This is a genomic window from Pseudacidobacterium ailaaui, assembly GCF_000688455.1.
Lineage (GTDB): Bacteria > Acidobacteriota > Terriglobia > Terriglobales > Acidobacteriaceae > Pseudacidobacterium > Pseudacidobacterium ailaaui.
Window position 1 is genome coordinate 200,224 of record NZ_JIAL01000001.1, and the last position, 26,635, is coordinate 226,858.

General features: G+C 53.7%; 17 protein-coding genes. 10 read left to right on the top strand and 7 right to left on the bottom strand.

The features are described 5' to 3' along the window. Positions 1 to 10: 10 nt before the first annotated feature. From N655_RS0100850 to N655_RS19595, 3 genes are all read left to right on the top strand, one after another. Positions 11 to 2,524: a DUF6519 domain-containing protein gene (locus N655_RS0100850; protein ID WP_026441471.1), complete on the top strand. Its 2,514-nt coding sequence runs from the start codon at positions 11 to 13 to the stop codon at positions 2,522 to 2,524. 18 nt (positions 2,525 to 2,542) lie between these two features. Continuing rightward, a complete protein-coding gene (locus N655_RS19590; RefSeq protein WP_049961168.1) occupies positions 2,543 to 3,463 on the top strand; it encodes a DUF6734 family protein in 921 nt (306 codons plus the stop codon). Positions 3,464 to 3,555: 92 nt separating this feature from the next. Next, entirely contained in the window at positions 3,556 to 5,919 is a 2,364-nt protein-coding gene (locus N655_RS19595; protein WP_049961169.1) for an eCIS core domain-containing protein, read from the top strand. Positions 5,920 to 5,926: 7 nt separating this feature from the next. On the opposite strand, the gene N655_RS0100870 is transcribed toward N655_RS19595, so the two are convergent. Then, the gene (locus tag N655_RS0100870) at positions 5,927 to 7,972 is read right to left on the bottom strand and encodes a phosphocholine-specific phospholipase C (RefSeq protein WP_026441472.1); all 2,046 of its coding nucleotides are present in this window, start codon (positions 7,970 to 7,972) and stop codon (positions 5,927 to 5,929) included. Positions 7,973 to 8,154: 182 nt separating this feature from the next. Between N655_RS0100870 and N655_RS0100875 the strand changes: the two genes are divergently transcribed. Together N655_RS0100875 and N655_RS0100880 are read left to right on the top strand one after the other, a co-directional pair. Beyond that, positions 8,155 to 10,560 (top strand): phosphoketolase family protein, encoded by a 2,406-nt coding sequence (locus N655_RS0100875; RefSeq protein WP_026441473.1) that lies wholly within the window; start codon positions 8,155 to 8,157, stop codon positions 10,558 to 10,560. Continuing rightward, entirely contained in the window at positions 10,557 to 11,702 is a 1,146-nt protein-coding gene (locus N655_RS0100880) for an acetate/propionate family kinase (protein ID WP_202900301.1), read from the top strand. The genes N655_RS0100875 and N655_RS0100880 overlap by 4 nt, the downstream gene beginning before the upstream one ends. 38 nt (positions 11,703 to 11,740) lie before the next feature. Here the strand turns inward: N655_RS0100880 and N655_RS0100885 are convergent, their stop codons facing one another. Next, the gene (locus N655_RS0100885) at positions 11,741 to 12,196 is read right to left on the bottom strand and encodes a GatB/YqeY domain-containing protein (protein WP_026441475.1); all 456 of its coding nucleotides are present in this window, start codon (positions 12,194 to 12,196) and stop codon (positions 11,741 to 11,743) included. 106 nt (positions 12,197 to 12,302) lie between these two features. On the opposite strand from N655_RS0100885, the gene N655_RS0100890 reads away from it, so the two are divergent. Both N655_RS0100890 and serA read left to right on the top strand, forming a co-directional pair. Beyond that, complete coding sequence (locus tag N655_RS0100890; RefSeq protein WP_026441476.1) at positions 12,303 to 13,517, top strand: pyridoxal-phosphate-dependent aminotransferase family protein; 1,215 nt, start codon at positions 12,303 to 12,305, stop codon at positions 13,515 to 13,517. 119 nt (positions 13,518 to 13,636) lie between these two features. Further along, a complete protein-coding gene (serA, locus tag N655_RS0100895) occupies positions 13,637 to 15,235 on the top strand; it encodes a phosphoglycerate dehydrogenase (RefSeq protein WP_044933752.1) in 1,599 nt (532 codons plus the stop codon). 78 nt (positions 15,236 to 15,313) lie between these two features. On the opposite strand, the gene N655_RS0100900 is transcribed toward serA, so the two are convergent. After that, positions 15,314 to 15,916, bottom strand: a complete 603-nt coding sequence (locus N655_RS0100900; RefSeq protein ID WP_026441478.1) for a nuclear transport factor 2 family protein — start codon at positions 15,914 to 15,916, stop codon at positions 15,314 to 15,316. A gap of 192 nt (positions 15,917 to 16,108) precedes the next feature. Between N655_RS0100900 and N655_RS0100905 the strand changes: the two genes are divergently transcribed. Beyond that, complete coding sequence (locus tag N655_RS0100905; RefSeq protein ID WP_026441479.1) at positions 16,109 to 16,945, top strand: IclR family transcriptional regulator; 837 nt, start codon at positions 16,109 to 16,111, stop codon at positions 16,943 to 16,945. 233 nt (positions 16,946 to 17,178) lie between these two features. Beyond that, the gene (locus N655_RS16615; RefSeq protein WP_044933755.1) at positions 17,179 to 18,228 is read left to right on the top strand and encodes a sialidase family protein; all 1,050 of its coding nucleotides are present in this window, start codon (positions 17,179 to 17,181) and stop codon (positions 18,226 to 18,228) included. Positions 18,229 to 18,314: 86 nt separating this feature from the next. On the opposite strand, the gene N655_RS0100915 is transcribed toward N655_RS16615, so the two are convergent. Continuing rightward, positions 18,315 to 21,728 (bottom strand): TonB-dependent receptor domain-containing protein, encoded by a 3,414-nt coding sequence (locus N655_RS0100915; protein ID WP_026441480.1) that lies wholly within the window; start codon positions 21,726 to 21,728, stop codon positions 18,315 to 18,317. A 322-nt stretch (positions 21,729 to 22,050) separates the two neighbouring features. Between N655_RS0100915 and N655_RS0100920 the strand changes: the two genes are divergently transcribed. After that, positions 22,051 to 23,442, top strand: a complete 1,392-nt coding sequence (locus N655_RS0100920; protein WP_044933756.1) for an APC family permease — start codon at positions 22,051 to 22,053, stop codon at positions 23,440 to 23,442. An 8-nt stretch (positions 23,443 to 23,450) separates the two neighbouring features. Here the strand turns inward: N655_RS0100920 and N655_RS16620 are convergent, their stop codons facing one another. The 3 genes from N655_RS16620 to N655_RS0100935 form a co-directional block, all read right to left on the bottom strand. Then, positions 23,451 to 24,605: a DUF2845 domain-containing protein gene (locus tag N655_RS16620; protein ID WP_049961171.1), complete on the bottom strand. Its 1,155-nt coding sequence runs from the start codon at positions 24,603 to 24,605 to the stop codon at positions 23,451 to 23,453. A gap of 105 nt (positions 24,606 to 24,710) precedes the next feature. Beyond that, positions 24,711 to 25,775 carry a CPBP family intramembrane glutamic endopeptidase gene (locus N655_RS16625; RefSeq protein WP_049961172.1) on the bottom strand — a complete coding sequence of 355 codons (1,065 nt, stop codon included), beginning with the start codon at positions 25,773 to 25,775 and terminating at the stop codon, positions 24,711 to 24,713. After that, positions 25,772 to 26,620 carry an acetyl-CoA carboxylase carboxyltransferase subunit alpha gene (locus N655_RS0100935; protein ID WP_026441482.1) on the bottom strand — a complete coding sequence of 283 codons (849 nt, stop codon included), beginning with the start codon at positions 26,618 to 26,620 and terminating at the stop codon, positions 25,772 to 25,774. Before N655_RS0100935 ends, N655_RS16625 begins: the two co-directional genes overlap by 4 nt. Positions 26,621 to 26,635: the final 15 nt, after the last annotated feature.

A 26,635-nucleotide genomic window follows, 5' to 3' on the forward strand; every position in this document is an offset into this window, starting at 1 on the left:
GGTGCACGTTATGAAAGGCGACTTCAGCCGTATCCGATTCTCACCCAAGAAGCAGTACACAGCCGTACTCGAGCAGCAAGGGCGCGTGGCCCTTGACGCCGACTCGAATGAACAGTGCGCCATTCACGACTATCTTCGGCGCACAGAAACCGTTGACGTGATTGGAGACTATGGCGCCCCAGCCAATGAAGCCGGCTTCGCCATCACCGTGGACAGCTCTACAGGTGAGATCTTAATTGGCACAGGTCGCTACTATGTGCAAGGGTTGCTGTGCGAGAACAAGGACAGCAGCCTCACCCTGAGCACGCAGCCATTTCTGATAGATCCCAATCTCAACGAAAGCGAGATGCTCACGGAACTGCGCCGCTCCCAGGGACAGGCATCCATTCGCATCTTCCTTCAAGTATGGCAACGCCTGGTCACTGCACTTGATGATCCCTGCCTGCGAGAACCTGCTCTCGGGCAGGCTGATACGACTGCCCGTCTCCAAACGGTCTGGCGCGTAGTGGCTTCTCTCACCAAGCCGGCTACAAACACGAGTGCCCCATCACTCACTCAACGTGCTCTTTCTCCTGTGCTCGGGACCGTAGTCGATCGGCCCGTTTCCAGCGTTACGCCTGTTGGAACGCGACCCGTGAGTGTAGGTACAGGCGGAACTGGAGCTGCTACGGGCACAGCTCCTGTTTCCACCGGTGCAAGTACGGGTACAACCGGAATTCTGCCCATCCATGTGCTTACCTGCTGCGAGCAGATGTACTTTCAAACAGTTGATGCCAGCACTGGCAAACTCAGCGCACAGACTAGTGGGGGATCTGATACCTGCGGATGTCAGCCCATTCCTGCTGCTGGCTACCGCGGTCTTGAAAACCAACTCTATCGCGTTGAAATCCACCATGGCGGTGATGAAACCGCCGCCACGTTCAAATGGTCTCGCGAGAACGGATCTGTTGTTTCCGCTGTTCTTGGTGTTTCCGGCGCAAACGTACAGGTAGACAGCCTGGGTCCTGACGCAAACCTGGGTTTCCAGCCCAACCAATGGGTTGAAATTTACGATGATACATACCTCTTCGGCCCAACACCCAATCAGCCCGGCAATCTGTATCAGATCCAGAGCATTGACCCGTCCTCCAATTCCATTACGATGTACACCACTGTCTCTCCTGTGGATACGCTCCACAACGCGCGCATCCGCCGCTGGGACCAGATGTCCGCCTCTGCCACCTCCAACGGTATTCCTCTTTCTTCCGGAACGTGGCTTGACCTCGAAAATGGCATTCAGATCAGCTTCGCCGAGGGTACTTATCAATCTGGTGATTACTGGACCATTCCTGCCCGTACTGCCTCAGGCCAGATTGACTGGCCGCCCTGCGACAGCGATGGTGCGTTATGGCAGCTTGCAAAAACGGTCCGCGTCCATTCAGCCCATCTTGCCTGTATTCACTGGGACCAGAAAAAAGAAAGCTTCCAGGTAGAAGATTGCCGCCGTTTCTTCTCACCATTGACTGCTCTGACCGCTCCGGTCTCTCCGCAGGCGATGCACGTCACTCAAATCAGTTGGACAAACGATGACATCGTCACCCTTGACCAGCTTGTCGCCAGCGGCCTCACTGTCACATTGGACGGCAGCCCTTCAGGACCGATCAACAGTGCAAACTTTATCGTCGATTTTGAAATCGCTGCGCCACCGGCCAATACGGATGCCGCGAAAGAGTTTGCTGCCGTATTTCAAAGGGCGGTATTTGAAGGTGCACCTTCTACCATCCTGCGAGGCATCACCATCACAGATTCCCTCATCACGGTGAATAACAATACGGTCCTGTGGCAATTGCCTTATCTTGAATCGGGCTACGCGCAGCGCGTTACGGTCCTGTATCTGAATGCGTTGCTGGCTGCTGGAGCCCCTGCCGGATGGTTTGCCCGCGCTCGCGTCCGCCTGATGGGTCGCACTATTTTTTCTGGCAGCACCGGAAACCAGCTTTTCCTTGATGGCCAGAGCTATGGGCAGGCCGCACTCCGCGCCGATGGGACCACGCCGCGCGTTGATCTGCAGCTGCCTTCAGGAAATGATGAGAAAGCCAGTGATTTTGAAAGCTGGTTCTATGTGGCCCCGACGTTATTGCTTTCTTCTCTAACGATAAATTACCCCGCTCTTACCGTGACCATTAACTCAAACAACCAGGTCACGGGCGTAACTTCCAGCACCGCAGCAGGAGTTGCACCACAACCCGTTACACCTCAGGCGACGCTTACCGTCAATTATCCAGCCATCGCCGACACCACTGTTTCTCTTGCACTTACGGGAGCCACAGGTGTTGGGACCATTGCGAGCATCCCGTCAACAGTCACAATCAAAAGAAACACAAGCAGTGTCATCATCCCCATCTCTGTGCTTGGCAATCCCGGGGCCAGCACAACAGAAACCTTCCAGATGACAGCGTCCATCACCTCAGCAATCGGGCAGGCCTTTCAGCAATCGGTCTCATTTTCTGTAACCGGCGTACAGCCCAACATAGTGATTCAGTAGAGCAAAAGGAATAGAAACATGCGTGCTGTCTGGTCATTCTGGAGCAAACCCTTCCTGGCCGCCAAAGGACGGATATGGAAGACGCAGTTTCATCATTTGCTCTCCTGGGGACTCTCACTCCGCCTCGCGCGTAAGCATTATCCCGAAACAGTGCTTGTCACTGACCGGGCAGGAAAGTCTCTGCTCGTCGACCACCTCGGCCTGACCTTTGCACACGTCTCCACTGAACTGGACCGCCTGCGTCATGCTGATCCGTCTTTTTGGGCGTTAGGCAAGCTGGTTGCCTATAGCATTCAAGACCAGCCTTTCCTTCACCTGGATACAGACGTGTTTCTCTGGACACGGCTCCCTTCCTCCATGGAACAGGCCCCGGTTTTCGCGCAATGCCCCGAACAGCACTCCATAGATCAGCATTACAGCCCACGCACCATCGAATGCTTATTCGACCGTCACCAGCTATCACTGCCTGCCGAATGGGAATGGTCGCGTTCCCGCTGGGAACGCCATTTCCGTGAAGAAAATTGCGGTATCCTCGGTGGTGTAAACACGGCCTTCTTGCGCGATTACGCCACAACTGCCTTGAGCCTCATCATGAGCCCGAATCATGCATGCGCCTGGGCTCAAATCCATGAGAAAGATGGATTCAATCAGATCCTGGAGCAGTTCTGGCTCTCGGCTTGCCTTGACTATCATCGCTTCATGCCAGACTCAGAATATCCTGGGCTCTATGTGCGTCATCTTTTTCCATCGCTCGACGTCGCACTACGTCCCGGACAAGCAGAGCGCACCGGATTTACACATCTGCTCGGCGACGCTAAACAAAGCGCCTTTGTTACAAAGCGCCTGGAAGACCGCATGCTGCATGAAGACCCAGATCTCTACCGCCAATGCGCGCGCTTGGGACAGAACGACCACTCCCACGCATGGAGTCTCTCATGAAATCTCTTTCTTCATTAATGAGAAAACAGGGCCCTTCATCTCTTCGGTCGCACAGTTCGAGCAATCAAACAGCAGACAAGCCATTTCTGCCATTGGAATCTCAACACGCGCAGCCATGCATTTCTTCGGATTCCGGCAAGCTTCCCCAATCGGTTGCCCACATCACGCTCGCACCGCTAGGCCAACCGCTGTTGCGCAAGCTCGCTATAGGCGAAACCACCGATCCTCTTGAAGTAGAAGCAGACCGTGTGGCCGACCGGGTCCTACGCATGGCGGACCCAGCCCTCCCTGCAACTGTGCATCGTTCGGCACCTGTCCTGCGCCGCAAATGTTCCTGTGAGAACAGCGGTACAAAGTGCAAGGAATGCGAAGAAGCCGAGCACAAGAAAAAGCTTCATCGTAAGGCTGCAAATACAACTACTCCAACAGAAGCCCCACCTATCGTCCATGATGTCCTGCGCTCTCCTGGTCAACCGCTCGACCCCGCCACCCGCGCCTTTTTTGAGCCGCGTTTTGGCGTGGACTTGCGCCACGTACGCATCCACAATGATGATCGCGCCTCAGAATCAGCGCGTTCCGTCAACGCGCTGGCATACGCCGTCGGAAACAACATTGCCTTTCAATCGGGCACGTACCGTCCCAACTCATCCGATGGCAGGAGGCTTTTGGCGCACGAATTGGCCCATGTCGTCCAGCAAGGCACCCTCGCCTCGGCATTCACCCTCCGTCGGACTCCCGAGGCGCCACAAAAGCGGAACGAGTCCCGCTCTGCAACGCTCGATTTACCTGATGGAGGCACCGTCTCGGTGACCCGTACCTTTCACGATTGCCCCTGTTCTGAAGTCGCCGATACCAGAACAGGTGTCTTTTACAATCCCGATCTCGACAGCCTTGCGATTGCTTACCGCCACTGCCATGGTGAAACAACTTTTGACACATATCTACGCACGGCCACTTCGTTCTCACAAGGTACTACACCTACCGGTGACGCGCGACTCGGCATTGATGTAAATGTCTGGGGCAAAAACCTTCAGGGACGCCTCATTGTTGAGGCCGTAGGCGCAAACCAAAGCTCAGGTATTTCAGGGTCCGGCATCGGTGGCCACGCGCGCATTGATTTTCAGGGTGGTAAATGGCAGGTCAGGCTCGAATCGCAATACATACGTCAGCTTTCCCAACTCTCTCCAGAAACCAATCCCAACCAACTCGAAGTCAATCTGGGTGGACGTTATGGCAAATATAGTGTTGAATTGAGCGGCAAAGACTTGCTTTCTCCTACACGCGACATCACTGGGGCCGGGTGCTATGCTCTCTCAGATAGTGTTCGCCTCTGCGGCACGATTGACGTGCAGGAAAGATCAGGCGGGCAAACCCCTCAGGTCACACCAGGCGTCTCCCTTCGGATACCGTTCGGCGAAGGTGCGCGTAAGGAACGCTGCTCGCAATGCCTCTGCCCTGCTCCAGCAAAGCAGTTCTCCTGCATGAAACATGAGAAAGCCGTTCCTCCACACCTTATTCCTCAACCGGTGACGGAAGAGTATCGCTACTATTTCGCATATAACAAGACCACTCCATCGGAGGAGGAATACTTGCGGAATGCCTCTGAAACAAATATGGAAAAACTGAAGACAGAAGCGGCGAAGCCTGGCTACCAGATCACCGCAATCACTGGCCACGCCTCTCCGGAAGGAGATGAACGTAAGATCAATGATCCGCTGGCACTCGCGCGGGCAAAAAAGACAGCCGAGATTGTCGCTTCCGTAATCAATGCAGTCCCAGGAGGAAAAAGTTACAGCCTGCCCAAACCCTCCATAGGCCGATCAGAGTTGCTCGGACGCAATCCAGCTCCGCCTTCTCCTCATTTGCGCGATGCAATTGTGGCTTCAGGCTTGCACTCCGCAGAGCAAGTTACTCCGATGCTCATCGGCAAGGAAATCCTGCGAGACGACCTGGCGCCAGAGTTTCTTGATCTTTTTAAGCGCACCACATCCGATGAGTGGATGCAGCTCTTTGGCCTGAGCACAGATGACCCCATACGACCGCATATTGAAGAAGCAGTCAATACCTTCATCGCTTCTAACGGGAAAGGCCCGCGTCCCTGGGAGCGTGTCTTCCGGCCATTACGCTTCGGCGCCGTCACTGTCCAGGGAACCGAGCAGGTCCCCGATCCAAAGGACAAAGGCAAACCCGCCCAGGATGTCACCCTAAGCAAGGAAGAATGCAATGCTTTTGGAAAACTGGCGGAAGACAAAGGCCTCTTGGGTCCAATTGACGAATCTGCTCGCCGCCCCTCCAGCACGGATGCACAAACTGATGAGTCCTGCTGGGGACTCAAACCGTCACAGGACGATATCAATGCCGGCTGCGATTACAGCCTTCCAGCAGACTTCAAGGCTCCCGCACCCTCTGCGCCCTCTTATGCTCCAGACCGTTTAGGCGGAGATGGCGGCAACTAAAACAGGATTACGCCTGATTTTTCCCGATTGCTGGATCGCTCACGCTGTCTTTCCCGGCTTCAAGGTGCCCAGCCAGCTGATGACGGAGACCCGATCCATTACCGGACAAAATGATGAAGTCGTACCAGCCATGCGTCTCCTTAAGGTGCCAGTGCTTATGCCAATCCTTGCCTGGATGCAGTGAAACATCTGTGCTCTGTTTGGTATAGGCATTCAGAATTCGTATCTCACACACCTGGCTTCCCCGATTCCGCAGATGCAGTGCCACCCGATTGCCTGCCGCATCATACTCCAGCGAGCTTTCGAGTCCGTCGGTTACACTGCCCTGAAAACTCCGGAAGAAGCCATTCGGTCCGTAGACAGAAAGATCGTATGAGTTCGCCTTCCAGTCATCGCTGAGTTCCTGTTGCGGTCCAACAGTGTAGGTCCTGGGCAGATGCGCTCCCATTGCGGAACGCACCTGAAGCACGGCGGCAAGTTTGCCTGTATTCCGGAAATGGAGACGAAAGACTCCATTATTTGCATCTGCTTCACCAAATACATGAATTTCATAGGGGAGGGATCGCGCTGGCCGTGTTCCAGGCTCCTGCACCTGTATCACCTGCTCTACTGGCGGTGCGGGCTTATAGTCTGGATACCTCCTGTTATCCGGCGGCCGGTAAGCAATCGTGCTCGGAAGAGAAATCATTGCATGATTCGGAGATTGAAAATCGAACGCTGATGTGAGGTCTCCACAAACAGCCCTGCGCCACGGAGTGATGTTCGGCTCCTCCACTCCGAAACGTTGCTCCATAAAGCGAACCATTGAAGTGTGGTCGAAGACCTCAGAATTGACCCATCCCCCTTTACTCCACGGCGAGATTACCAGCATTGGAACGCGCACTCCCAACCCATAAGGCCCTTTTGGATATTTTGCATCTCCAGGGAAAATTTCGTGGACCGTGTCTACCGCCGAGAGACCGTACTCGCGTGAAAGCGGTGGCGTTGGCGGAACCATATGGTCAAAGAACCCATCATTCTCATCGTAGGTAACAAAAAATGCTGTTCTGCTCCAGACCTCTGGATTTGCCGTCAACGCATCAAGTACTTGCGAGATATACCACGCCCCATAATTTGCTGGCCAGTTGGGATGCTCAGAGTATGCCTCTGGCGCAATTACCCATGAAACCTGTGGCAGGGCACCAGTCCGTACATCTTCGCGGAAAATATCAAAGAGTGTGCCGCCGGACGAGATGTTCGTTCCAGTCTTCGCCCGATTGTGCAGCGGATGCCCTTGGCCTGCATTCTGATAGCTGCGGAAATACAGCAGTGAGTTATCACCATAATTTCCGATGTACGGGTCTTTCGCACTTCCCCATTCATTCTTTTCATCAAGACCCGTACCAATGTCCTGGTAGATTTTCCAGGTGATTCCTGCCTTCTCCAGCCGCTCCGGATATGTTGTCCATAGATATCCCACTTCTGAGTTGTCGATTGCCGGGCCATTGCCCTCGCCATCATTTCCAACCCAGCCTGTCCACATATGGTAACGATTCGGGTCCGTCGGCCCCATCAAAGAACAATAGTAGGCATCGCAAATCGTAAAAGCATCAGCCAGCGCATAGTGATAGGGAATATCGCTACGGACCAGATATGCCATGGTGGTTGGGCCTTTGCTGGGCACCCATCGGTCATGGTGACCCTCATTCCATGCAGTATGTGTCGTGGTCCAGTCGTGGGGCAGGTCTTCCAAAAATTGAAGTCCAAGGTTCGGCGCTCCGGGATGGAACGGTAGTACATGGCCCTCGCCATGCGACTGATACCAAACCGGCCTTCCGTTTGGAAGCACCACGGCACGCGGATCGCCAAAACCGCGCACTCCGCGCAGTGTTCCAAAGTAGTGGTCAAAGGAGCGGTTTTCCTGCATCAGGATAACAATGTGCTCAACATCAGTGATGTTGCCGTTGCGGTGGTTCGCAGGAATTGCAAGCGCCCTCTGGATACTGGCAGGAAATGTGGCGCTAAGTGCGCCAGTGGTAAGAAGTTTAAGAAACGTCCTTCGGTCTGTCGGCATGGATTGCACCTGCTCACCAGAATAGTAATGAATTGTTTCAAAGCAATAACAGAACAAAGTGAAAAGCATGTGGCAATACAACAGCCCCCTGCGAAGAAGCTGTTTTTGTGAAAAGCTATAGAGGCTGGCTGCGCGGTAGAAACGAACCGCATCCAAAATGCTAAACGGCAGGAGATCTTCCCATGACAAGCACAGACTTCACAGTTCTGCCCTCCGTCCCTGCGACACCAGCTTTATCTCAGGATGAGGTAACTCGTATCGATGCCTACTGGCGTGCCTGCAATTATCTATGCGCGGGGATGATTTATCTGTATGACAATCCTCTGCTGCGCGAGCCCTTGCGTCCGGAACACATCAAAAGGCGCTTGCTGGGTCATTGGGGTTCTGATCCGGGACAAACCTTTCTGTGGGTACATCTGAATCGCCTAATTAAGAAACTTGACCTGAACATGATCTATATTTCAGGCCCAGGACACGGCGCGCCAGCTACCCTGGCCAATGCGTACCTGGAAGGCACATATTCGGAGATCTATCCAGATAAGAGCCAGGACGAAGCCGGAATGCGAAAGTTCTTTCGTCAATTCTCGTTTCCAGGAGGTATCGGCAGCCACTGTACTCCAGAAACTCCTGGCTCAATTCACGAAGGAGGAGAGCTTGGTTACAGCCTGTCTCATGGGTTCGGCGCTGCCTTTGACAATCCAGATCTGATTGTTGCCGTATGCGTTGGAGATGGTGAAGCCGAGACCGGCCCTTTGGCCACATCCTGGCATTCAAATAAATTCCTCAATCCCATACGTGACGGAGCAGTGTTACCCGTCCTTCATCTGAACGGCTATAAGATCGCGAACCCGACCATCCTTGCACGAATTTCAACAGAAGAACTCGATGCCCTCTTTCGCGGCTATGGATACACTCCCTATGTCGTCGCCGGGGACGATCCCTATACCATGCACCAGCAAATGGCGGCCACTTTGGAGCAATGCATCACTGAGATCCGCGGCATTCAGATGCAAGCCAGATCCAGTGGAAAAGCAGAGCGCCCGCGTTGGCCGATGCTCATCCTGCGCTCTCCCAAGGGATGGACCGGCCCCAGGGAAGTGGACGGGCACAGGGTTGAGGATTTTTGGCGGGCGCATCAGGTACCGGTGCTGGACGTTGCGGAAAATCCAGAACATTTGCGCATCCTGGAAACATGGTTGCGCAGTTATCGCCCCGAAGAGCTGTTTGACGAAGAAGGTCGCCTGATTGCTGAACTACGGGAATTGCCTCCAAAAGGCATGCGCCGCATCAGCGCTAATCCGCATGCGAATGGTGGCCTGTTGCGTAAAGCGCTGGAACTTCCGGATTTCCGCAACTATGCGGTCTCAGTATCCGTGCCCGGAACTACAGAAGCATTCCCGACTGTTGTATTGTCCCATTTCCTCCGAGATACGCTTCGCAGGAACATCAGCAACTTTCGCATCTTCGGGCCAGATGAAACGGCATCGAACAAACTTCAGGCCGTTTACGAAGCAAGTAAGAAGACCTGGCTGGCATCCTACAAACCAGAAGACGCGGACGGCAGTGAATTAGCGCTCGATGGTCGCGTAATGGAGATGCTGAGTGAACATACTCTGGAAGGGTGGCTTGAGGGTTATCTGCTGACCGGCCGGCACGGGTTCTTTTCCACTTACGAATCGTTCGTGCATGTCATTGATTCAATGTTTAATCAGCACGCAAAATGGCTGGAAGCCAGCAAGCGCGAATCATCGTGGCGCGCACCGATCTCGTCTCTCAATCTGTTGATTACCTCGCTTGTCTGGCGGCAAGACCATAATGGTTTTACCCACCAGGACCCCGGTTTTCTCGATGTGGTCACGAACAAGAGCGCAGAAGTTGTCCGCATCTATCTTCCGCCAGATGCTAATTGCCTGCTCAGTGTGGCCGATCATTGCCTCCGGAGCGTGAACTATATCAATGTCATCGTCGCAGATAAACAATCGCATTTGCAGTATCTCGACATGGATGCAGCCATCAAGCATTGCACAAAGGGCATTGGCATTTGGGACTGGCCCAGTACGGACGAGGGTGAAGAACCCGATGTAGTCATGGCCTGTGCTGGAGATATAGCAACGATGGAATCGCTGGCCGCCACTGCCATCCTGCGCGAACACTTTCCAAAACTGAAGATTCGTTTTGTCAATGTTGTTGACCTTTATCGTTTACAGCCTGACACCGAACATCCGCACGGACTTTCCGACCGCGATTTTGATTCACTCTTCACAAAAGACAAACCCATCATCTTTAACTTCCATGCCTATGCTTCGTTGATTCATAAGCTGACGTATCGTCGTACCAATCACGGCAATCTGCACGTACGCGGCTATAAGGAAAAAGGCAATATCAACACACCTCTGGAGCTGGCCATACTCAACCAGGTGGACCGCTTCAACCTCGCCATTGATGTGATCGATCGCGTGCCGCAATTGCAGGCCAAGGGGGCGCGCGTCAAAGACTGGCTCAAGGACCAGATCATCGAAAACATCAACTATGCGCACCATTACGGCATGGATAAACCGGAAATCAGCAACTGGAAGTGGCCGCTGTGACTGACTTTGTCCTCGCAATCAACAGCGGATCGTCCTCTCTTAAGTTCGGCCTCTTTGCTGAAACGAATGGTGACGAAACGCCTTTTTTGCAAGGTGAAGCTGAAGAGATTGGCGGCACAGATAGTAGATTGTGGCTAAAAGATGCCCAAAACCATACTCTCATGAATGAGGGCCTGCCACTTGCTACGCAAAGCCTTGCTCTGGATGAAGCGGTAAAGGCCTTGCGGCGATTTACCCCAAACGCACGGCTCGCGGCAGTAGGACATCGCATCGTCCATGGCGGCCCGCTTCTGCGTGAGCACCAACGCGTTACCGCTGAGCTGATTCATAAGCTGCAATCAGCGCTACATTTTGCTCCGGTGCATATTCCGGCCTCCATTGCACTGATTCAGGCCACCGAAACACTGCTTCCTGAAGTCCCGCAATATGCATGTTTTGACACGGTCTTCCATCGAACCATGCCAGAAACCTCCACTCGATTTGCCTTGTCCGACGAGATGTACAAGAAAGGAATTCATCGCTTTGGATTTCATGGTTTGTCTTATGAATCCGTACTCCACCAGATCGGTACAGATCTTCCCTCGCGCGTGGTATGCGCACACTTGGGCAGCGGAGCGAGCTTAGTTGCTTTGCGTCATGGCCGGTCCATAGACACCAGCATGGGCCTCACTCCCACCGGAGGGATTCCCATGGCAACACGCTCCGGCGATCTCGACCCTGGCGTGCTGCTTTTTCTGATGCGGACAGAACAGAAAAATGCAGACGCTTTAGAAACACTGCTGAATCATAAAGCCGGACTAAAAGCCCTCTCTGGTGGAGAAACCGATATGCGACAACTTCAGACGCGGGCAGAACAGGGTGACTCAAAAGCTGCCCTGGCGATTGATATTTTTATCTCTTCCGTGCGCAAATACATTGGCGCCTACGCTGCGGAGCTAGGCGGTCTCGACCTGCTCATTTTTACCGGCGGAATTGGTGAGCATAGTCAATATGTGCGCGAACGAATCTGCGATGGACTGGATTTCCTCGGCATTCGGCCTGAAGCATCAGGTCGATACTCCAAAGTGAAAATTGTACCCAGCCAGGAAGAGGCCCAGATTGCCCGCCTATGTCGCCGATTGTTGCGGTCGGACGCAGGCTGATGTTGGCTTAGATTGCGCGGGCCACTGCTTGACCAGGTTCAGGCCCCGGCCAGCCGCGCCTTCACCACCTCGCTTACCTGTTTTCCGTCAGCGCGAAGTCCAGATGCCTGGATTTTTGCCTGGACGGCTTTCATCGCTGTGCCCATGTCTTTTGGACCAAGATTTTGTCCCGCGAGTGCCTCCTCCACCAGATTTTTGATCTCTTCTTCACTGGCGGATTTAGGCAGATAGCCTTCAATGACCTTGATCTCTTCTTCTTCTTTTTGAGCAAGCTCAGGCCGATTCCCTTTCAGAAACTGATCAATGGATTCACGGCGCTGTTTAATCAACGTTGTCAGTACCTGCTGTGCCTCCGCATCGGTCAAGGGGGCGCGCTTGTCTATCTCTTTGTTCTTCAGTGCTGTTTTGACCATGCGCAGTGTGGAGACGCGCTCACTCTCGCGCGCCTTCATGGCTGTCACAGTGTCTTTTTCAATTTGTTCGATTAGGGGCATGTGTCTCCTGTTCGGGAACGAGGCCTAAAGAAGGCCCAAACCTTTCATTATAGAAAGAAACGCGTTTTAAAGCCTCTGGCTACAATGAAATTGAGGATTCCCCACAATGATACGCAAGACGCGCCTGTTCACTCCTGGCCCCACACCGCTGCTGCCCGCAGCACAGTTCGCCATGGCGGCCGCAGATATTCACCATCGCACGCCGGAATTCCGTGCTCTCTATCAGCGCGTGCTCGACCAGTTGAAGATTTTTGTCGGTACAAAAAATGACGTGCTGCTTCTGGCTTCGTCCGGTACCGGCGCGATGGAGGCTTCGGTCTCCAACCTCACCTCGCCCGGAGACCGCGTACTCGTGCTCTCTGCCGGAAAATTCGGCGAACGATGGGAGGCCCTGACCAAGGCCTTTGGCTGTGTGGTGGACGTGGTAAAAGCCCCGAACGGGCAGACCTTCAGACTTGAGGACGTACGCTCTTCACTCAAGCCGGAAACCCGTGCTGTCTTCATGCAGGCCACCGAATCTTCAACCGGGGCCCGTCATGATGTGAAAGGGGTTGCCGAATTGTTGAGGTCAGCAAACAGCGATGCTCTGCTGGTTGTGGACGCCATCACCGGACTCGGCACGACGCACTTTGACATTGATGCCTGGGGCGTGGACATCCTCATCGGTGGGTCCCAGAAGGCCGTCATGATTCCTCCGGGCCTGGCCTATCTCAGCGTCAGTGACCGCGCCTGGGCCGCGATGGAGACATCGAAAAACCCACGCTACTACTTTGACCTCCGCAAAGAGCGCAAGAACGCGCAGAAAGGCGAGTCGGCCTATACTCCTGCTGTTGCTTTGATTGCCGCCATGGGTGCTGCGCTCGATTATATTGCTGCGCAAGGCGGAGGCGACCTGGCCGCAGGACGAAAAGCGCTGGTGGATAATGCGGAAACCTGCGCAGCCATGACGCGCGCCGCCGTTGAAGCACTTGGATTGAAGCTGTTTGCTCCTGATGCTCCTTCCGCTGCGGCAACGGCCATTCTGCCACCTGCCGGTGTAGATTCCGGCGTAATTGTTAAGGAACTCAAATTGCGCTTCGCTGCCATTGTCACAAACGGACAAGGTGAGATGAAGGGGCAGATATTCCGCATCGCCCATATCGGCTTTTTTGACTACATGGATACGATTGCAATTCTCGCCGCACTGGAGCAGGTGGCGGCGTCCGCTCTGAATCTGCCCGGATTCGAGTTTGGAAAAGCTGTAGCCGCGGCGCAAAAAGTGTACGCCGAACGCACCGCCAGGAAAGTTGAACCGGCGTTGGAAGCAGTGGGCGCCCGGTAGTTTCAGTGAGTCTGAAAACTTCGTCATTCTGACGCTGAACGGATGAGGCAAAAAGCTCAGCATCCTTAAAAACGCATGTCCTTTTGGTCGTCAGAATGACTGCATACCTCAGGAGCACAATGAAGATTGTTCTAGCCGAAAAAGTTTCTCCCGCCACCCTGGCCGTATTCAAGGCTGAACCAGATTGGCAGATTCTCACCCATGACCAGATTTACGACCTTCCAGCTGCACTGTCTGATGCCGACGGCCTGGTCGTCCGCTCCGCTGTTCAGGTCGATGACGCCCTGATGGCGGCAGCTCCCAAATTGCGCGTCATCGGACGCGCCGGAGTGGGCGTGGATAATATTGATGCTGAAGCCGCAACGCGTCGCGGCATTGTCGTCATGAATACTCCTGGCGCGAATGCAGTGGCTGTTGCCGAGCTGACCCTGGGCCTGATGATTGGCCTGGCGCGTATGGTCCCGAAGGCCAACGCCTCGATGCATGCCGGAAAATGGGAAAAAAAATCTCTGCAAGGTTCTGAGCTTCGCAATAAAAAGCTCGGTATTCTCGGCCTGGGACGTATTGGTCTTGAAGTTGCACGCCGCGCCCGCAGCTTTGGTATGGAGTTAATTGGGCATGACCCGTTTGTCTCTGCCGCTGTAGCGCGTGAAAATGCCATTCGTCTGGTTTCTCTGGACGAACTTTTTAAGGAGTCCGATTATCTTACACTGCACGTAGGACTCACTCCACAAACAGCGGGCATCATCAATGAGAAGACCATCGCCAGCATGAAAAAGGGAGTGCGCATCATCAACTGCGCTCGTGGTGAGCTGATTGTGGAAGAGGCCCTCGCCGCGGCCCTAAAGACCGGCTACGTTGCCGGGGCCGGTCTGGATGTCTTTCATCAGGAGCCCCCCAAAAATTCGCCCTTTTTCGGCCTTGATAACGTCATTCTCACCCCCCACATTGCCGGATCCACGGCAGAGGCCCAGGAGGCCGTGGGAGTACAGATTGCCCTTCAGGTCCGCGAGTATTTGAAACTCGGCGTCGTGCAAAATGCCGTCAACCTGCCCTCGCTTTCTCACGAAGAGTATCTTGAGATAGCACCTTACATCCATATGGCTGGACGCCTCGGTACCTTTCTTGCGCAATTTTCTCAAGGGAGCATCGAGGGCATTCAGCTTTCTTACAGTGGTCGCATTGCAGAAGCCAAGACCGACCTTGTCCGCAACAGTGCTATCGCCGGCATACTTGGCCACTCTGAAAACGTGAACCGCATCAACGCTGCGGCCGTTGCTCAGGAGCGAGGCATCCGAATTCATGAGGAAAAGAAAGAAGCCGCTTCAGGCGGCGCCGGGAGCGTGCTCAAACTGACCCTGCATACCTCTTCATCCGACGTAACAGCGAGCGCCACTGTTCTGCATGGAAATTCTGCGCGCTTGCTGAGTCTCGATGGCATCGACATCGAGGCCCCATTGCAGGGCACCTTACTGACCATCCATAACCGGGACGTTCCAGGTGTTATTGGCCGCGTGGGTACAATTCTGGGGGACCACAGGATCAATATTGCCAACTTCGCCCTGGGGCGTTCTGATCGCAGCCACCGCATTCCCCAGGGCAACGCTCTTGCTGTTGTGCAAATTGACGGAAGCGTCACTCCCTCTGTGCTTGAAGCATTAAAAAATGTCGAAGCGATCCTTCAGGTACATCTGGTGAATCTGGACGACGCAAAATAAAGGACCTGCGCCAGCGGAGTTCTTCTCCTCTGCTGTCTATAATCTCGTACTATTCAGGCCCGCACAGACGGGCCCTTTTTATTGGGGCTGCTGACTCTGGTCCGTGGGCGTTGCAGATTCCTCACCTTTGTGTAAAAACGGGATATGGAAAGGCAGCTCTGCATCGCTCTTTTTCTTTTCGGCCTTCTGCCTGCCCGGAATTTGCTGTGCCACCTGGGTCCGCTGGGCGTTGATGCAGAGCCAGTTGGATCGGACACGCTGGAATACATGCGTAAAGATTCCGCGCTCTTCTATCGGGTTCCCATTCTCTTTGTGACGGAGAATGTATGTTCCATTCACTACTGCCACGTCTCCCAGCATTCTTACACTGACAACCCGCTGCTCCATGCTCACTGGATCCACACTCCGCTGGAAGAGCGCAGCAATCTGCTGGTTGCGTGTTGTCACTTCGCCATTGGATGAAATCCCAACATAAAGCGGGGAAAGCAGCAGCTCTAGCCCATACTGGTCGCGCTTCACTACTGCTTCACTCCACTGGTCTTCCAGCTTCTGCATCTCTTTGATCTCAGCGCTCTGGGCCGGATTCGCAGTCGCCTGCGTGACCGCCTGGGCCAGCATTACCGGTCCTCCGGCGCAAACCAGTGGCAGCAGCAATATCGTACGAAAAAGATTTAGCTTCATATGGAGATCGGGGGCTTCTTTTGATGATATCGCCTTCTCTTGATTAGACGAAACCAAGCAGCAAATTTACGGGGTTAACCAATTTTCTTCTCTGTTCTCGTATGTTTCAGACAGTCGGGCGATAAAAATGCCATAATATCCGAAAAGCAGATTTTTGAAAGTGACTTTCAAATTTCAAGAGGATCTCTCGTTATGCCAGTTCAGGAAGGGAAAAATAAAAAAGTAACGCGGCGCCGTCCAAAACATACAGCCAACAACACCTTACGGGAATCAGACCGCTACCAGTCCCGAGCCGTGACGCGAGCCCTGGATGTCCTTGAACGCTTTCCTGATGAAACTACGGCTTTTTCTCTGAAAGAGCTTTCACAGCAGACAGGCCTGCCAGAGTCGTCCCTCTTCCGGCTGCTTGTCACACTGGAATCTCGCGGATATCTCCGTCAGGATGCTGACGGCGCTTATCGCATTTCGGAGCGTGTCCTGCGCGGAAAGTTGTACGAACGCGCATCGCTGGTACGTGAGAGGATCCATCCACTGTTGCAGCAGATCGCGCGCTCCTGTAATGAAACCACGAGCCTGGCGTATCTCTTCGGCCATCATATTCTGGTACTTGACAGCATTGAGAGCTTCCATGACATTCGTGTCATTAACCGCATAGGCCGAGTGCTGCCTCCCTACGCCAGCTCTCTGGGAAAAGCCATCACCGCATTTCAAGACCGGGCCACAATTGATCGCATTCTTGATGCGTATGGAATTTTCCCCCGCACCGAACGCACCATCACCGATCATCGTGCCATCTTTGAAGAATTTGAAAAAGTCCGCAGACAGGGCCATGCCTTTGATCGGGGAGAAGCCACAGAAGGCGGTGTATGCATCGGCGCTCCCATCCTGGAAGCCAATGGCAAGGTCGAGGCCGCCATCAGCATTTCTGTCCCGGACATCCGTATGGACAAATCCAGGGAACACGCGTTGGTTGAAGAGCTCGCGCAGGCCACACAACGAATGGCGGTCCTGCTTCAAAGTTTTCGGTAGGCCTTGTCCATTTGGAACAGCACTTTGTCTCAAGCGTCTTCAATCCGGTCCGCAGCACAAATGTCGTTGGACAAGGCTGAACACCAGTTTTGAATTGAGATTGTATGTGGCTTCGGTTCATCCTGCTAAGTTTGTTATTTCCTCTACCAGGCTGGTCGCAGGACCCTGCATCCAACCTCCTGCACCTTCGTCAGCAATACTTCAGAGACATAGGTCATCCTCTAGACGGCCGTATGCGTAAAGAAGCTGATGGATTGCGTTCTGCTTATCTTGTTCCTCTCTTTGCCTCCAGCCATGCCGCCAACCTGCTTTCACTCAGAAATGGTGATTTGCTTTGTTTCTGGTTTAGTGGTCACTGGGAAGGCGATTCAGGAGTTGCCATTGTCATGTCCAGGCTGGCTGCGGGAAGCTCGGGCTGGAGCAGGCCTGTTGTCGTAGATCAGAGTGAGGGTGAATCCTACCAGAACCCGGTCGGCTTTCAGTCCTCCGATGGTGTCATCTGGCTTTTCCATACCACACAGCCCGCTGGAAAAGGCGAAAGCCTGTCTCGCGTCCTTGTGCTTCAATCCAGAGATAACGGAAAGACATGGAGCCGGCCGAAAGTCCTCTTTGATACGCCCGGATCATATCTTCGCAATCCTGCGCTGATTGGGCCAGCCGGTGATTGGCTGCTGCCCATGTACTTCACCAGCGCCGGAAATGGGGGAGACACGAAAACGGACCATCCTGCCATAGCGGTCTCCGGCAATGAAGGCAAGACCTGGAAGATCTGCGAAATACCTGACGCCAACTCCCGAGTACAGCCCAGCATTTTTTACGATCCTGGGAAAGGATATGTTGCCCTGCTGCGTAGCCGACGAGCCGATCACATTTACCGTAGCACTTCGGCGGACGGTTGCCACTGGACTCCACCGGTAGCCACCAGCCTGCCCAACAACAACGCTGCCATCCAAGCACTTCGACTTCCCGATGGCCACATACTGCTCGCCTTCAACAACACTTCCGCAGAGATGAAAGACGGCAGAATGCGCACCGGAGCGCGTAAGCCATTGACTCTGGCACTCTCCAGTGATGACGGCCTGACCTGGAGCGCGTTCCGCGATCTCGAACCGGGACGCTCAGGCGTCACGGATATGAGCAAGGTTCCCGGCCGAGAAGAATATTCGTATCCTGCGCTTGCTCTGGGTCATGACGGACGCATTTATGTTGCTTACACATTTCGCCGGGAAACAATCAAAGTGGTGTCACTGCCTGAAAATTGGTTGACCGCATCGGTGCACTGAACTTATCTCGACTCTTGTGCAAAAAAGAAACCAGCCTGCATTTCTGCAGGCTGGTGGAGGCCAAGTGATGCAAGCGAAAACACGGATCAAAAGTTCAATTTCAATGCCAGTTGCAGAATGCGCGGATCCCGGTAGGAAGTGACCTTTCCAAACAGGCTGGATGTGTAGGAGGTACTGATGCCGTCTGGATTGGTGTGGTTGAAAACATTCGATGCTTCCGCCCGGAACTGCAGGTTCACACTCTCAGTGATCTTCGTGTTCTTATGGAGTGCGAGATCGCCTCTCCACAGTCCTGGGCCACGTACGCTGCCCGGATGGGAATTGCCTGGCCGCGCTCCTGTCGGACATGTGGTCACACCTCCTACTGTGGGACAAACCTGGGCATAGGCGGAAGTATTAAACCAAGGCTGAATACCATTGTTATTATGAATCCGCACGCCATTGGCGCTTGCCTTATTCGGATTCCCAACCAGGTCTGGACGCCCACTCGCGGCACTATTGCCATCCAGCACGCCTTGTCCGGCGGGGTCATTCAATACCCCCGTAACTGTGTAAGGTAGGCCGGAATAGACATAGCCAATGCCTGTGAAGCCCCAGCCTCCAAGTGTGTGTCCTGCAAAGCCACTCTGGCTCTGGAAGAAGGGCAAATCATAAACAAAATTTGCATTAAAAATATGGGTTCTGTCATAGCGCGCAGGACCGTATTCTGCCGCGAGATTATATGTGTTCTGCGCTGGAGAAGTATCATTGAATGCATTGGTCATTGCTTTTGACCATGTATAGTTCAGGTTTAACTGCGAACTGGCACTGAACCGCTTTTGCAATGCAACTTGCAAACCGTTGTAGTTTGACATGTACTCCGTAATTTGCGTATTGATCGCGTCGTATCCCTTGTAAGGACGGATGTAATTCAACTGCTGCGTGGTCTTGCCGCGGGTGGGAGGTCCTGTCACGCCATAGGGCGCCAGTGCCGTCACATAAGCTCCCGGCAAAGGCTGGTTCAGGTCTATTTCTCCTAGCAAATGCCGGCCAACAGCACCATAATAACCAACATCGAACAGCCACTGGGAAGGAAGCTGATGCTGAACATCCAGACTCCATTCCTGAGCATAGGGAATGTGCCAGTTGGTGGAAACCGCCGCCAGAGGAGAAGGATAGCTCGAAACTAACGCTGTACCTCCCGGGTTGTCCAACGAGGTGGGTCCCAGAGAAAGGCTGTTGACAAACGGCGGGTTGGTAAAAACATTGATCTCATAACGGCTCACCGCAGAAGAATCGAAAAACATTCCATAACCCGCGCGGACTGAAGTCATGCCTTTCCCTGTCGGGTCCCATGCCAGACCAAAACGAGGGGCAACGTCCAGCGTATTTTGGTTGTTGATCGTGCTCCCAAAGGGTGACCCATTTCCGCCAATAATGATGCCATTCAAGGGAGTTCCGGTGGCCGCCAGCTTGCCCGTGTATGGGTCAATCGGAGGTGCCCCGGCGGAGCTGAATGTGGCTGGGTCAAAGTTTGTCAGGTGGTTGTTTGCGTCCGTGGGCTGTCGAAACAAAGAATACCGGAGTCCATAGGACAGCGTCAGGTTTGATTTCACCTGATACGTGTCCTGCGCATAAATTTCCCACTGCTGCTGTCGAATGACTGCCCGGAAATCCTTCGATGCCTGCCCAAAGGAGCTAGCATTTCCTGTCAGGAAATTTGCCCACTCCTGATATTCGCTGTTGGTCCCATTCGGTGCTTGAGTGGGAAAACCAAAATTCCCCTGGTTCCCCGACGCCGAATTCTCATCCTTCTGATACCAGTTGTAGGTCACTCCGAACTTCATGGAGTGTCGGCCCACGATCTTGGCCAAGTGATCAAAAAGATTGTTGTTGTCATTAAAGTCCCGATATTGACCACGATCAGAAATACTGCTGAAGTACGTGTAACCAAGTACTGGCGCAACATTCAGACTCGAAGCGTACGGCAGTTTGATCGCCGACAAAATATCTGGAGAATTTTTCCCTGCTGTGAGCCCAACCGGAGAACTCAGGATCCCGCCGTGGGAATAGTTGTATCCCGCATCATTAATCAACGTGGGCGAAATTGTATTGGTAGCATGAATGATGAAAATGCGTCCCGGTGAGTTTGTCGAAGAAGTCGCGACCCCGGGCAAGGCACTTCCGATAAACAGGCCTCCCGGCTCTGTCGTGGGAATTGTATCGTTTTCAAACCTTCCAAAGATCCTGAAGTTAGGACTGAAAACCTGGTCAATCCTAACGATTTCCTGGTGGAAATTAAAGATGTTCCGACCAATGGAGGTCAGAGTACATCCGCCTGTACAGTTTGGATTATCGGGCTGTGGCAGCTTGCTAAAAATGTCCTTGATATACGCCTGTGCAGCGGGCGAGATGTTGGTCACCTGAAATCCCTGCTGCACGCACGTTCCTCCGGGTGCACTCCACTGGACACAAACCGGGGTCGAAGATGCGGAGAGATCGCCGCGCAGCTCTGCTACGCTGGGCACATTGGCCAGAAAGTTCGTATAAGTGATGACGCGTCTGGCCTCCTCTGAGAAGAAGAAAAATGTTTTGTCATGCCAGATCGGGCCGCCAATCGTCCCTCCAAAGTCGTTATAGCGTAATGGTGGAATCGCAATGTGTTTTCTGTTGTTAAGGTATGTGTTGGCATTCAGAACATTGTTTCGGAAAAATTCATACACGTCCCCATGAAACTGGTTTGTTCCGGCATTGGTGATGACATTGATTTGTCCGCTGGAACTGCGGCCAAACTCCGCGTTGTAGTTACTGCGTTGGACGGAGAACTCAGCAATCGAATCCACACTGGGATACGCAAGAAGCGTGAGATTGGCGCCCCTGTCCACATTGTCCGCACCGTCAATGTTCCATGTGTTCTGGGTGGGCCGGCTTCCGTTGATGGAAAAGTTGATCTGATTGGAAGTGCCGACAGGATTGCTCGCTCCAACATACAACTGGTCCGAGGCCAGACCCGTAGAAACTCCCGGCATCAAGGCTACAAGCTGCTCATAATTTCTTGTCGTTAAGGGCAGCTCGCGGATTTGCGTTCCACTGATTACCGTCTGCGCCTGAGCACTCTGCAAATCCACCTGTAAAGCCGATGCTGATACGTTCACCGTCTGCTGCGTACTTCCGGGCTCTAGTACGATATCCACGGTCAGGTTTTGGTTCACATTCAGCTTTAAATTGCTATGGTCCGCTTTCTTAAAGCCGGGAGCTTCAGCGCTCACCGTGTACGTCCCGACAGGCACAAATGGGGCCGTGTACTCACCGGTAGAATTGGTTTTTGCACTGAACACAACAATGTTCTGGGCAGAATTGGTAACAGTAATCGTCGCATCCGGAACCACGGCTCCTGAGCTGTCCCTTACCGTACCTGTAATCGTGCCTGAAATGGTTTGTCCCACAGCGATGGCTGTGGTGACCATTAGTAAGACCCCCACAAAGAATGGCTGATAGCAGCGAAATGAAGAACGTTTCATTTTGTGCCTGACCTCCCCAATCATCTTTCGAAAAATTTCCGCTTAGGCTGGAGCTGGACCGTAATTTTCTCTTGGAAACCAACTATCGGCTGCTGGCTGGTCGTTCGTCAAGAAAAAAATCTATACATCTATAAGACCGGACTGCTACTACACTTTTTACAGAAAGGACCCACTGCCTGGGAAGATGCACAAAAGAAATTTATGCTTGCCAGAAAAGTAGCGATGGCCCCTCATTTCTCCCTTCGCATTCCATTTTTTTGCGACTGTATATATCTGCTGAATGCTTTCCACCCGTTACACTAGCCAAAAACGGAGCTCATCTTTGCTGCCAGCAAACCAAAAAACATCTCCCAGTGGCGATCTGCCTCGCGTCCTGAGTGCTTCTCATGCAACCGCCATCGTTGTTGGCACCATCATTGGCAGCGGAATCTTTCTGGTCCCTCACGAGATGGTACGTGCAGTTGGCTCCTCCGGACTCGTCTATCTGGCGTGGTTCACCGGCGGCTTGCTTTCCCTCTTCGGGGCCATGACTTATGCCGAACTTGGCGCCATGATGCCTTATGCCGGAGGCGAATATGTCTATATACGCAAGGCATATGGGGACTTGCCCGCTTTTCTGTATATGTGGACCTGGTTCTCCGTTGCCAAACCTGCATCGATAGCCAGCGTAACCAGCGGACTGGCGCGGACGGTGGCCATCTTCGGCCCTCTGAGCTGGCTGGAAACTCCTGTATTTCACAGCTCCCAGTTTCTTGAGTGGTCGCAGATCTTTGCCATCGCTGCTACCTGGCTTATCACGGGTCTTAACTATCTCGGCATGAAGAAGGCCGGTGACTTTCAACTTTTTTTCACCTGGCTGAAGGGCGTTCTGATCGTAGTCATTGTCGGCTTCTGTTTTGCGTCTCGTGCGGGAACTCTGACCAATTTCCACACCCAGTTCACCGGCGCCCAGGGAGGTTTCGGCGGCTTCATGGTCGCAATGATTGCTGTTCTGTGGGCCTACGATGGCTGGAATGACCTCACGATGGTTGCAGGAGAAGTCCAGCGTCCAGAACGCAGTCTGCCGATTGCTCTCATTTTTGGACTATTCGTCGTGGGAGCGTTGTATATGGCCACCAACGCCGCGATCCAGTATATTCTTCCCGCTGCGCAGATCGCCGTTTCTCCTCGTCCTGCTGTTGCTGCCATGGACGTTGTCTCGGGTCATCCCGGGGCCGTCCTGGTCTCAGCCGCCATGGCGCTCAGCATCTTCGTGACCCTGAACGGCACCATTATGTCCGGGGCCCGGATTCCATTTGCTGCCGCGCGTGACCGGCTCTTTTTTCAGAAGATGGCCCACGTGCACCCGCGCTTCCAAAGTCCCTCTACGTCGCTCATCGTTCAGGGGCTGTTAAGCACATTGCTGCTGCTGGCCGTAGGACGCTTCCAACAGCTCTTTGAACTCGCCATTTTTTCCGAGTGGCTTTTTTACATGATTACGGCCACGACCATCTTTGTTTATCGCAAGCGGTATCCTGATGCGCCACGTCCTTATCGTGTGTGGGGATATCCCGTGTTGCCTGCACTGTTCATCACAGCTTCTGCGATTTTACTCTACTATTCCTACGCAGAAAATCTGCGCAATTCACTGATTGGGACGGTTATTATCGCTTCTGGAATTCCGCTCTTTCTCTGGCTCCGCAAACAGTACGCCGTCCCGGCTCGCATTTCGTAGGACCGACTTCATTGCGGAGGCATCACAGGCCCCTGTTGCTGGGAAGGCGGAGGCGGCAGCGGCTCTACCTTCGGTTTCTGGTCCGTGTCCTGAGGAAACTGCACAGGTCCCATCGTGGGATGGTTTTTATCATTGTCCTGAGGCAGAGTTTCTCCCGGCTTGCGCAGCGTCGGCGGTGCCTTGGGTGCCGACTGCTGGGCAATCGCGGTGGGATCCTGGTCTCCCATTTTTACTTCGTGCACATTGGGAGCAGGAGTGGTGCTCCAGTAATCTCCCATTTCATTTTCTGTACGGATGACGGGGGGCTTTCCCACCTCTGCAACTTCGACACGAATCACGCGGTTGCCATTGATCCGCACAAACTGTACTGGCTGGGGGGCTTCTCCGTAAATCCACTCCTCAAACGGTGTTTGCCCCTCGCGTTCGCGGACTTTTTGCTGCGGCGGCCCGAGTGCATAAAGCACCATTTGCGTACTCATTCCGACCAGCACATGATGGTCCAGAATCGCCTTCTTCAAGAAAGGAGGAAGCGTGTCGGTATAGGCCTCCACTGGCGACTTCACACCAAAACCCAATACCGGCGCCAGCAGCGCCTCTACCTGTTGACCGGTAATTTCAGGCACATGATGGTCAAAAACCAGCGTTATCCGCGACCCGACCGGCTCCGGACCACTGTCCTGCACAACCGGCGTCGTATCATAAGGGTCCATTCCAATCGATACGTGACGCAGCCATTTGTGCTTCGGGTCAGGACCGCCATTCAGCAGTAAAACAATGCTGTCCCCCTTGATCTTCACATCGGTAATCACACAACGATCGCCTGGCTTTGCCGACATGCCTTTCTCCTGAATGACATTGACATAGTCGGAACCGCTGGGGCTGAGCGCACCATTTGCATGGAGCACCAGCGTGGCCCGCGGTAAAGGGCGCATCGCAAACCCTTGCTCTGCCGTGAGAAAACGGACCAGTTCCTGTCGTCCTCGCTCGGTAATGGGCTGTTCGGGAAGCAGAACATGGGTGGGATGAAAGTCCAGATAACGGCCTTCAATCTTTTCCGGACTTACGGTGAAAACCTGCGCTGGTCCAATGCCAGGTGCAATAAGAAGAAACAGAACTCCACCTGCCAAAACTCGCAACAAATACCGGGCTGCGAATCCCTGCATGTCGGGCCTCTCTGCTCTGGTTTACAAGCATGGCGCGAATTTACCGGGATTGCAAGTGCTGGAGAGGGTTCTTCGTAAATTCTGTTTTGAACAGGGAAAATCGAATCAGGATGGAAATTCCGTCTTCTGCTCCGGTCCATCCAAAGTTTCCTGCTTGACTGGCCCTGATTGCAAGTTTGCTCCAGTCCCGTTTCCGGAGGAAGAGGTCGGTGCGATCTGGACCAGTTGTTGCCTGCTCTGCGCTTCATGTACACCCATGGCAGCCTCATGCTGGCGACGCGCTATGGCATCAATGTCCACAGGAATGCCCCCGGGAACAATGACCGGCTGAGCGTATCTGTGTGCATAATCGCGCGTTACCTTCATGAGCGCGATCATCAGCAGGAACATTACAAGGATGGCGATTGCACTTCCCTCCGGTCCCCGGTCACCTCCTGTAAGCCATGCCGGACCTATGGTATTGGAAGAGATTACCGGACTGAACTGACTCGTTCCTTCTATGGGCAGGCCGAACAAAAGGGCCAGACAGGCATTCCAGGCAAAGTGCAGTCCCCAGGCGAGCCACAGGGCCCGGGTGCGCAGATAGGCCAGCGAAAGCACCCACCCAAACAATACTGCAACCACTACGCTTGCTGCGGTCGCATCCGTATTTGTGAGATGGACGGCCACATAAAGCAATGGCATGAGCATGGTTGCCAGAGCGGGTCCGATGGATTCGATAAGCCTTTGAAAAGGATAGCCTCGAAATGCAATTTCCTGCGCTAGCGACATGACCGCAAGTGTGGCCACATGCACAAAGAGCAGAAGGTACTGATGACTTCCCTTCCAGAAAGTAATGACCAGGCTTCCGAAGATGGCCACCGGAACAACACAGGCAACAACTCCTGCCCATCCCAGAGCAGCGCCCAGGGCAAATTCCCGCTGCCATCCCTCCCGGCGGACCAGGCCCATTTCCCGCAGAGGATCGCTTTGATGCTGCGCTGCGTAGCCCATGCCTGTGTAACCAATACACAGGAGGAAAAGCAGCAGCAGATTGCTTACTAAAGGAAACCAGTCGCCTGAACTGAGTCCATTCGCTGCGCGGAGCGACACCTGCTGCGCGAAAACATAATAAATGGCTGCAAGCGCAAACCAGCTAAGGGAGCTGAGGCGTCCTTTTGCGGAAGTCATGAGGAATAGAACTGCGCAATGTTGCGAAACTTCGTAAAGCGCTGTTGAAGCATGGTTTCAACCGGCATGGCCTTCACTTCACCAAAATGCCACTTCAGCTTTTCCTTTAAGAATCGTGCAGATGCTTCAGCATCAGTATGGGCACCCCCGTCAGGCTCAGGGACGACATCATCTACACAGCCAAGTGCCTTTACATTCTCTGCCGTCAGTTTCAGCGCTTCTGCCGCCTGTGCCCTCTTCGATGCGTCACGCCACATGATGGATGCGCAACCCTCCGGCGAAATGACTGAATAGATGGCGTTTTCCAGCATCAAAACACGGTCTGCAACAGCCAGCGCCAAAGCGCCTCCTGACCCTCCCTCACCAGTGATCGTGGCCAGAATGGGAACACGCAGGCGGGCCATCTCCCGCAGGTTGCGCGCAATGGCCTCAGCCTGCCCGCGCTCCTCAGCGCCAATACCGGGATATGCCCCTGCCAGATCAATGAACGTAAAGACTGGACGTCCAAATTTTTCCGCGAGTTTCATCGCACGGAGGGCCTTACGGTAGCCTTCCGGGTCTGGGGAGCCAAATTTTCGCTGCACCCGCTCCTTGACCGTGCGTCCTTTCAGGTTCCCGATGACCATGACTTCTTCACCGTCAAACCGCGCCATACCACAGGACATCGCCGGATCGTCGCCAAATGCCCGGTCGCCATGGATCTCGCTGAAATCGGTGAAGATGTGTTTTATATAGTCCATTGGATACGGACGCTGAGGATGACGCGCCAGCTCCGTTTTCAACCACGCCGCAGGCACCGATTCGGCCGCCTGCATCTGTTCTACTTTGCCTGCCTGCTCAGTCATAGGACAATGCAAATC

Coding starts and splice junctions, on each gene's coding strand:
- N655_RS0100850 (WP_026441471.1), top strand. CDS start 11: ATGAAAGGCGACTTCAGCCGTATCCGATTCTCACCCAAGAAGCAGTAC.
- N655_RS19590 (WP_049961168.1), top strand. CDS start 2,543: ATGCGTGCTGTCTGGTCATTCTGGAGCAAACCCTTCCTGGCCGCCAAA.
- N655_RS0100870 (WP_026441472.1), bottom strand. CDS start 7,972: ATGCCGACAGACCGAAGGACGTTTCTTAAACTTCTTACCACTGGCGCA.
- N655_RS0100875 (WP_026441473.1), top strand. CDS start 8,155: ATGACAAGCACAGACTTCACAGTTCTGCCCTCCGTCCCTGCGACACCA.
- N655_RS0100885 (WP_026441475.1), bottom strand. CDS start 12,196: ATGCCCCTAATCGAACAAATTGAAAAAGACACTGTGACAGCCATGAAG.
- N655_RS0100890 (WP_026441476.1), top strand. CDS start 12,303: ATGATACGCAAGACGCGCCTGTTCACTCCTGGCCCCACACCGCTGCTG.
- serA (WP_044933752.1), top strand. CDS start 13,637: ATGAAGATTGTTCTAGCCGAAAAAGTTTCTCCCGCCACCCTGGCCGTA.
- N655_RS0100900 (WP_026441478.1), bottom strand. CDS start 15,916: ATGAAGCTAAATCTTTTTCGTACGATATTGCTGCTGCCACTGGTTTGC.
- N655_RS0100905 (WP_026441479.1), top strand. CDS start 16,109: ATGCCAGTTCAGGAAGGGAAAAATAAAAAAGTAACGCGGCGCCGTCCA.
- N655_RS16615 (WP_044933755.1), top strand. CDS start 17,179: ATGCGTAAAGAAGCTGATGGATTGCGTTCTGCTTATCTTGTTCCTCTC.
- N655_RS0100915 (WP_026441480.1), bottom strand. CDS start 21,728: ATGAAACGTTCTTCATTTCGCTGCTATCAGCCATTCTTTGTGGGGGTC.
- N655_RS16620 (WP_049961171.1), bottom strand. CDS start 24,605: ATGCAGGGATTCGCAGCCCGGTATTTGTTGCGAGTTTTGGCAGGTGGA.
- N655_RS16625 (WP_049961172.1), bottom strand. CDS start 25,775: ATGACTTCCGCAAAAGGACGCCTCAGCTCCCTTAGCTGGTTTGCGCTT.
- N655_RS0100935 (WP_026441482.1), bottom strand. CDS start 26,620: ATGACTGAGCAGGCAGGCAAAGTAGAACAGATGCAGGCGGCCGAATCG.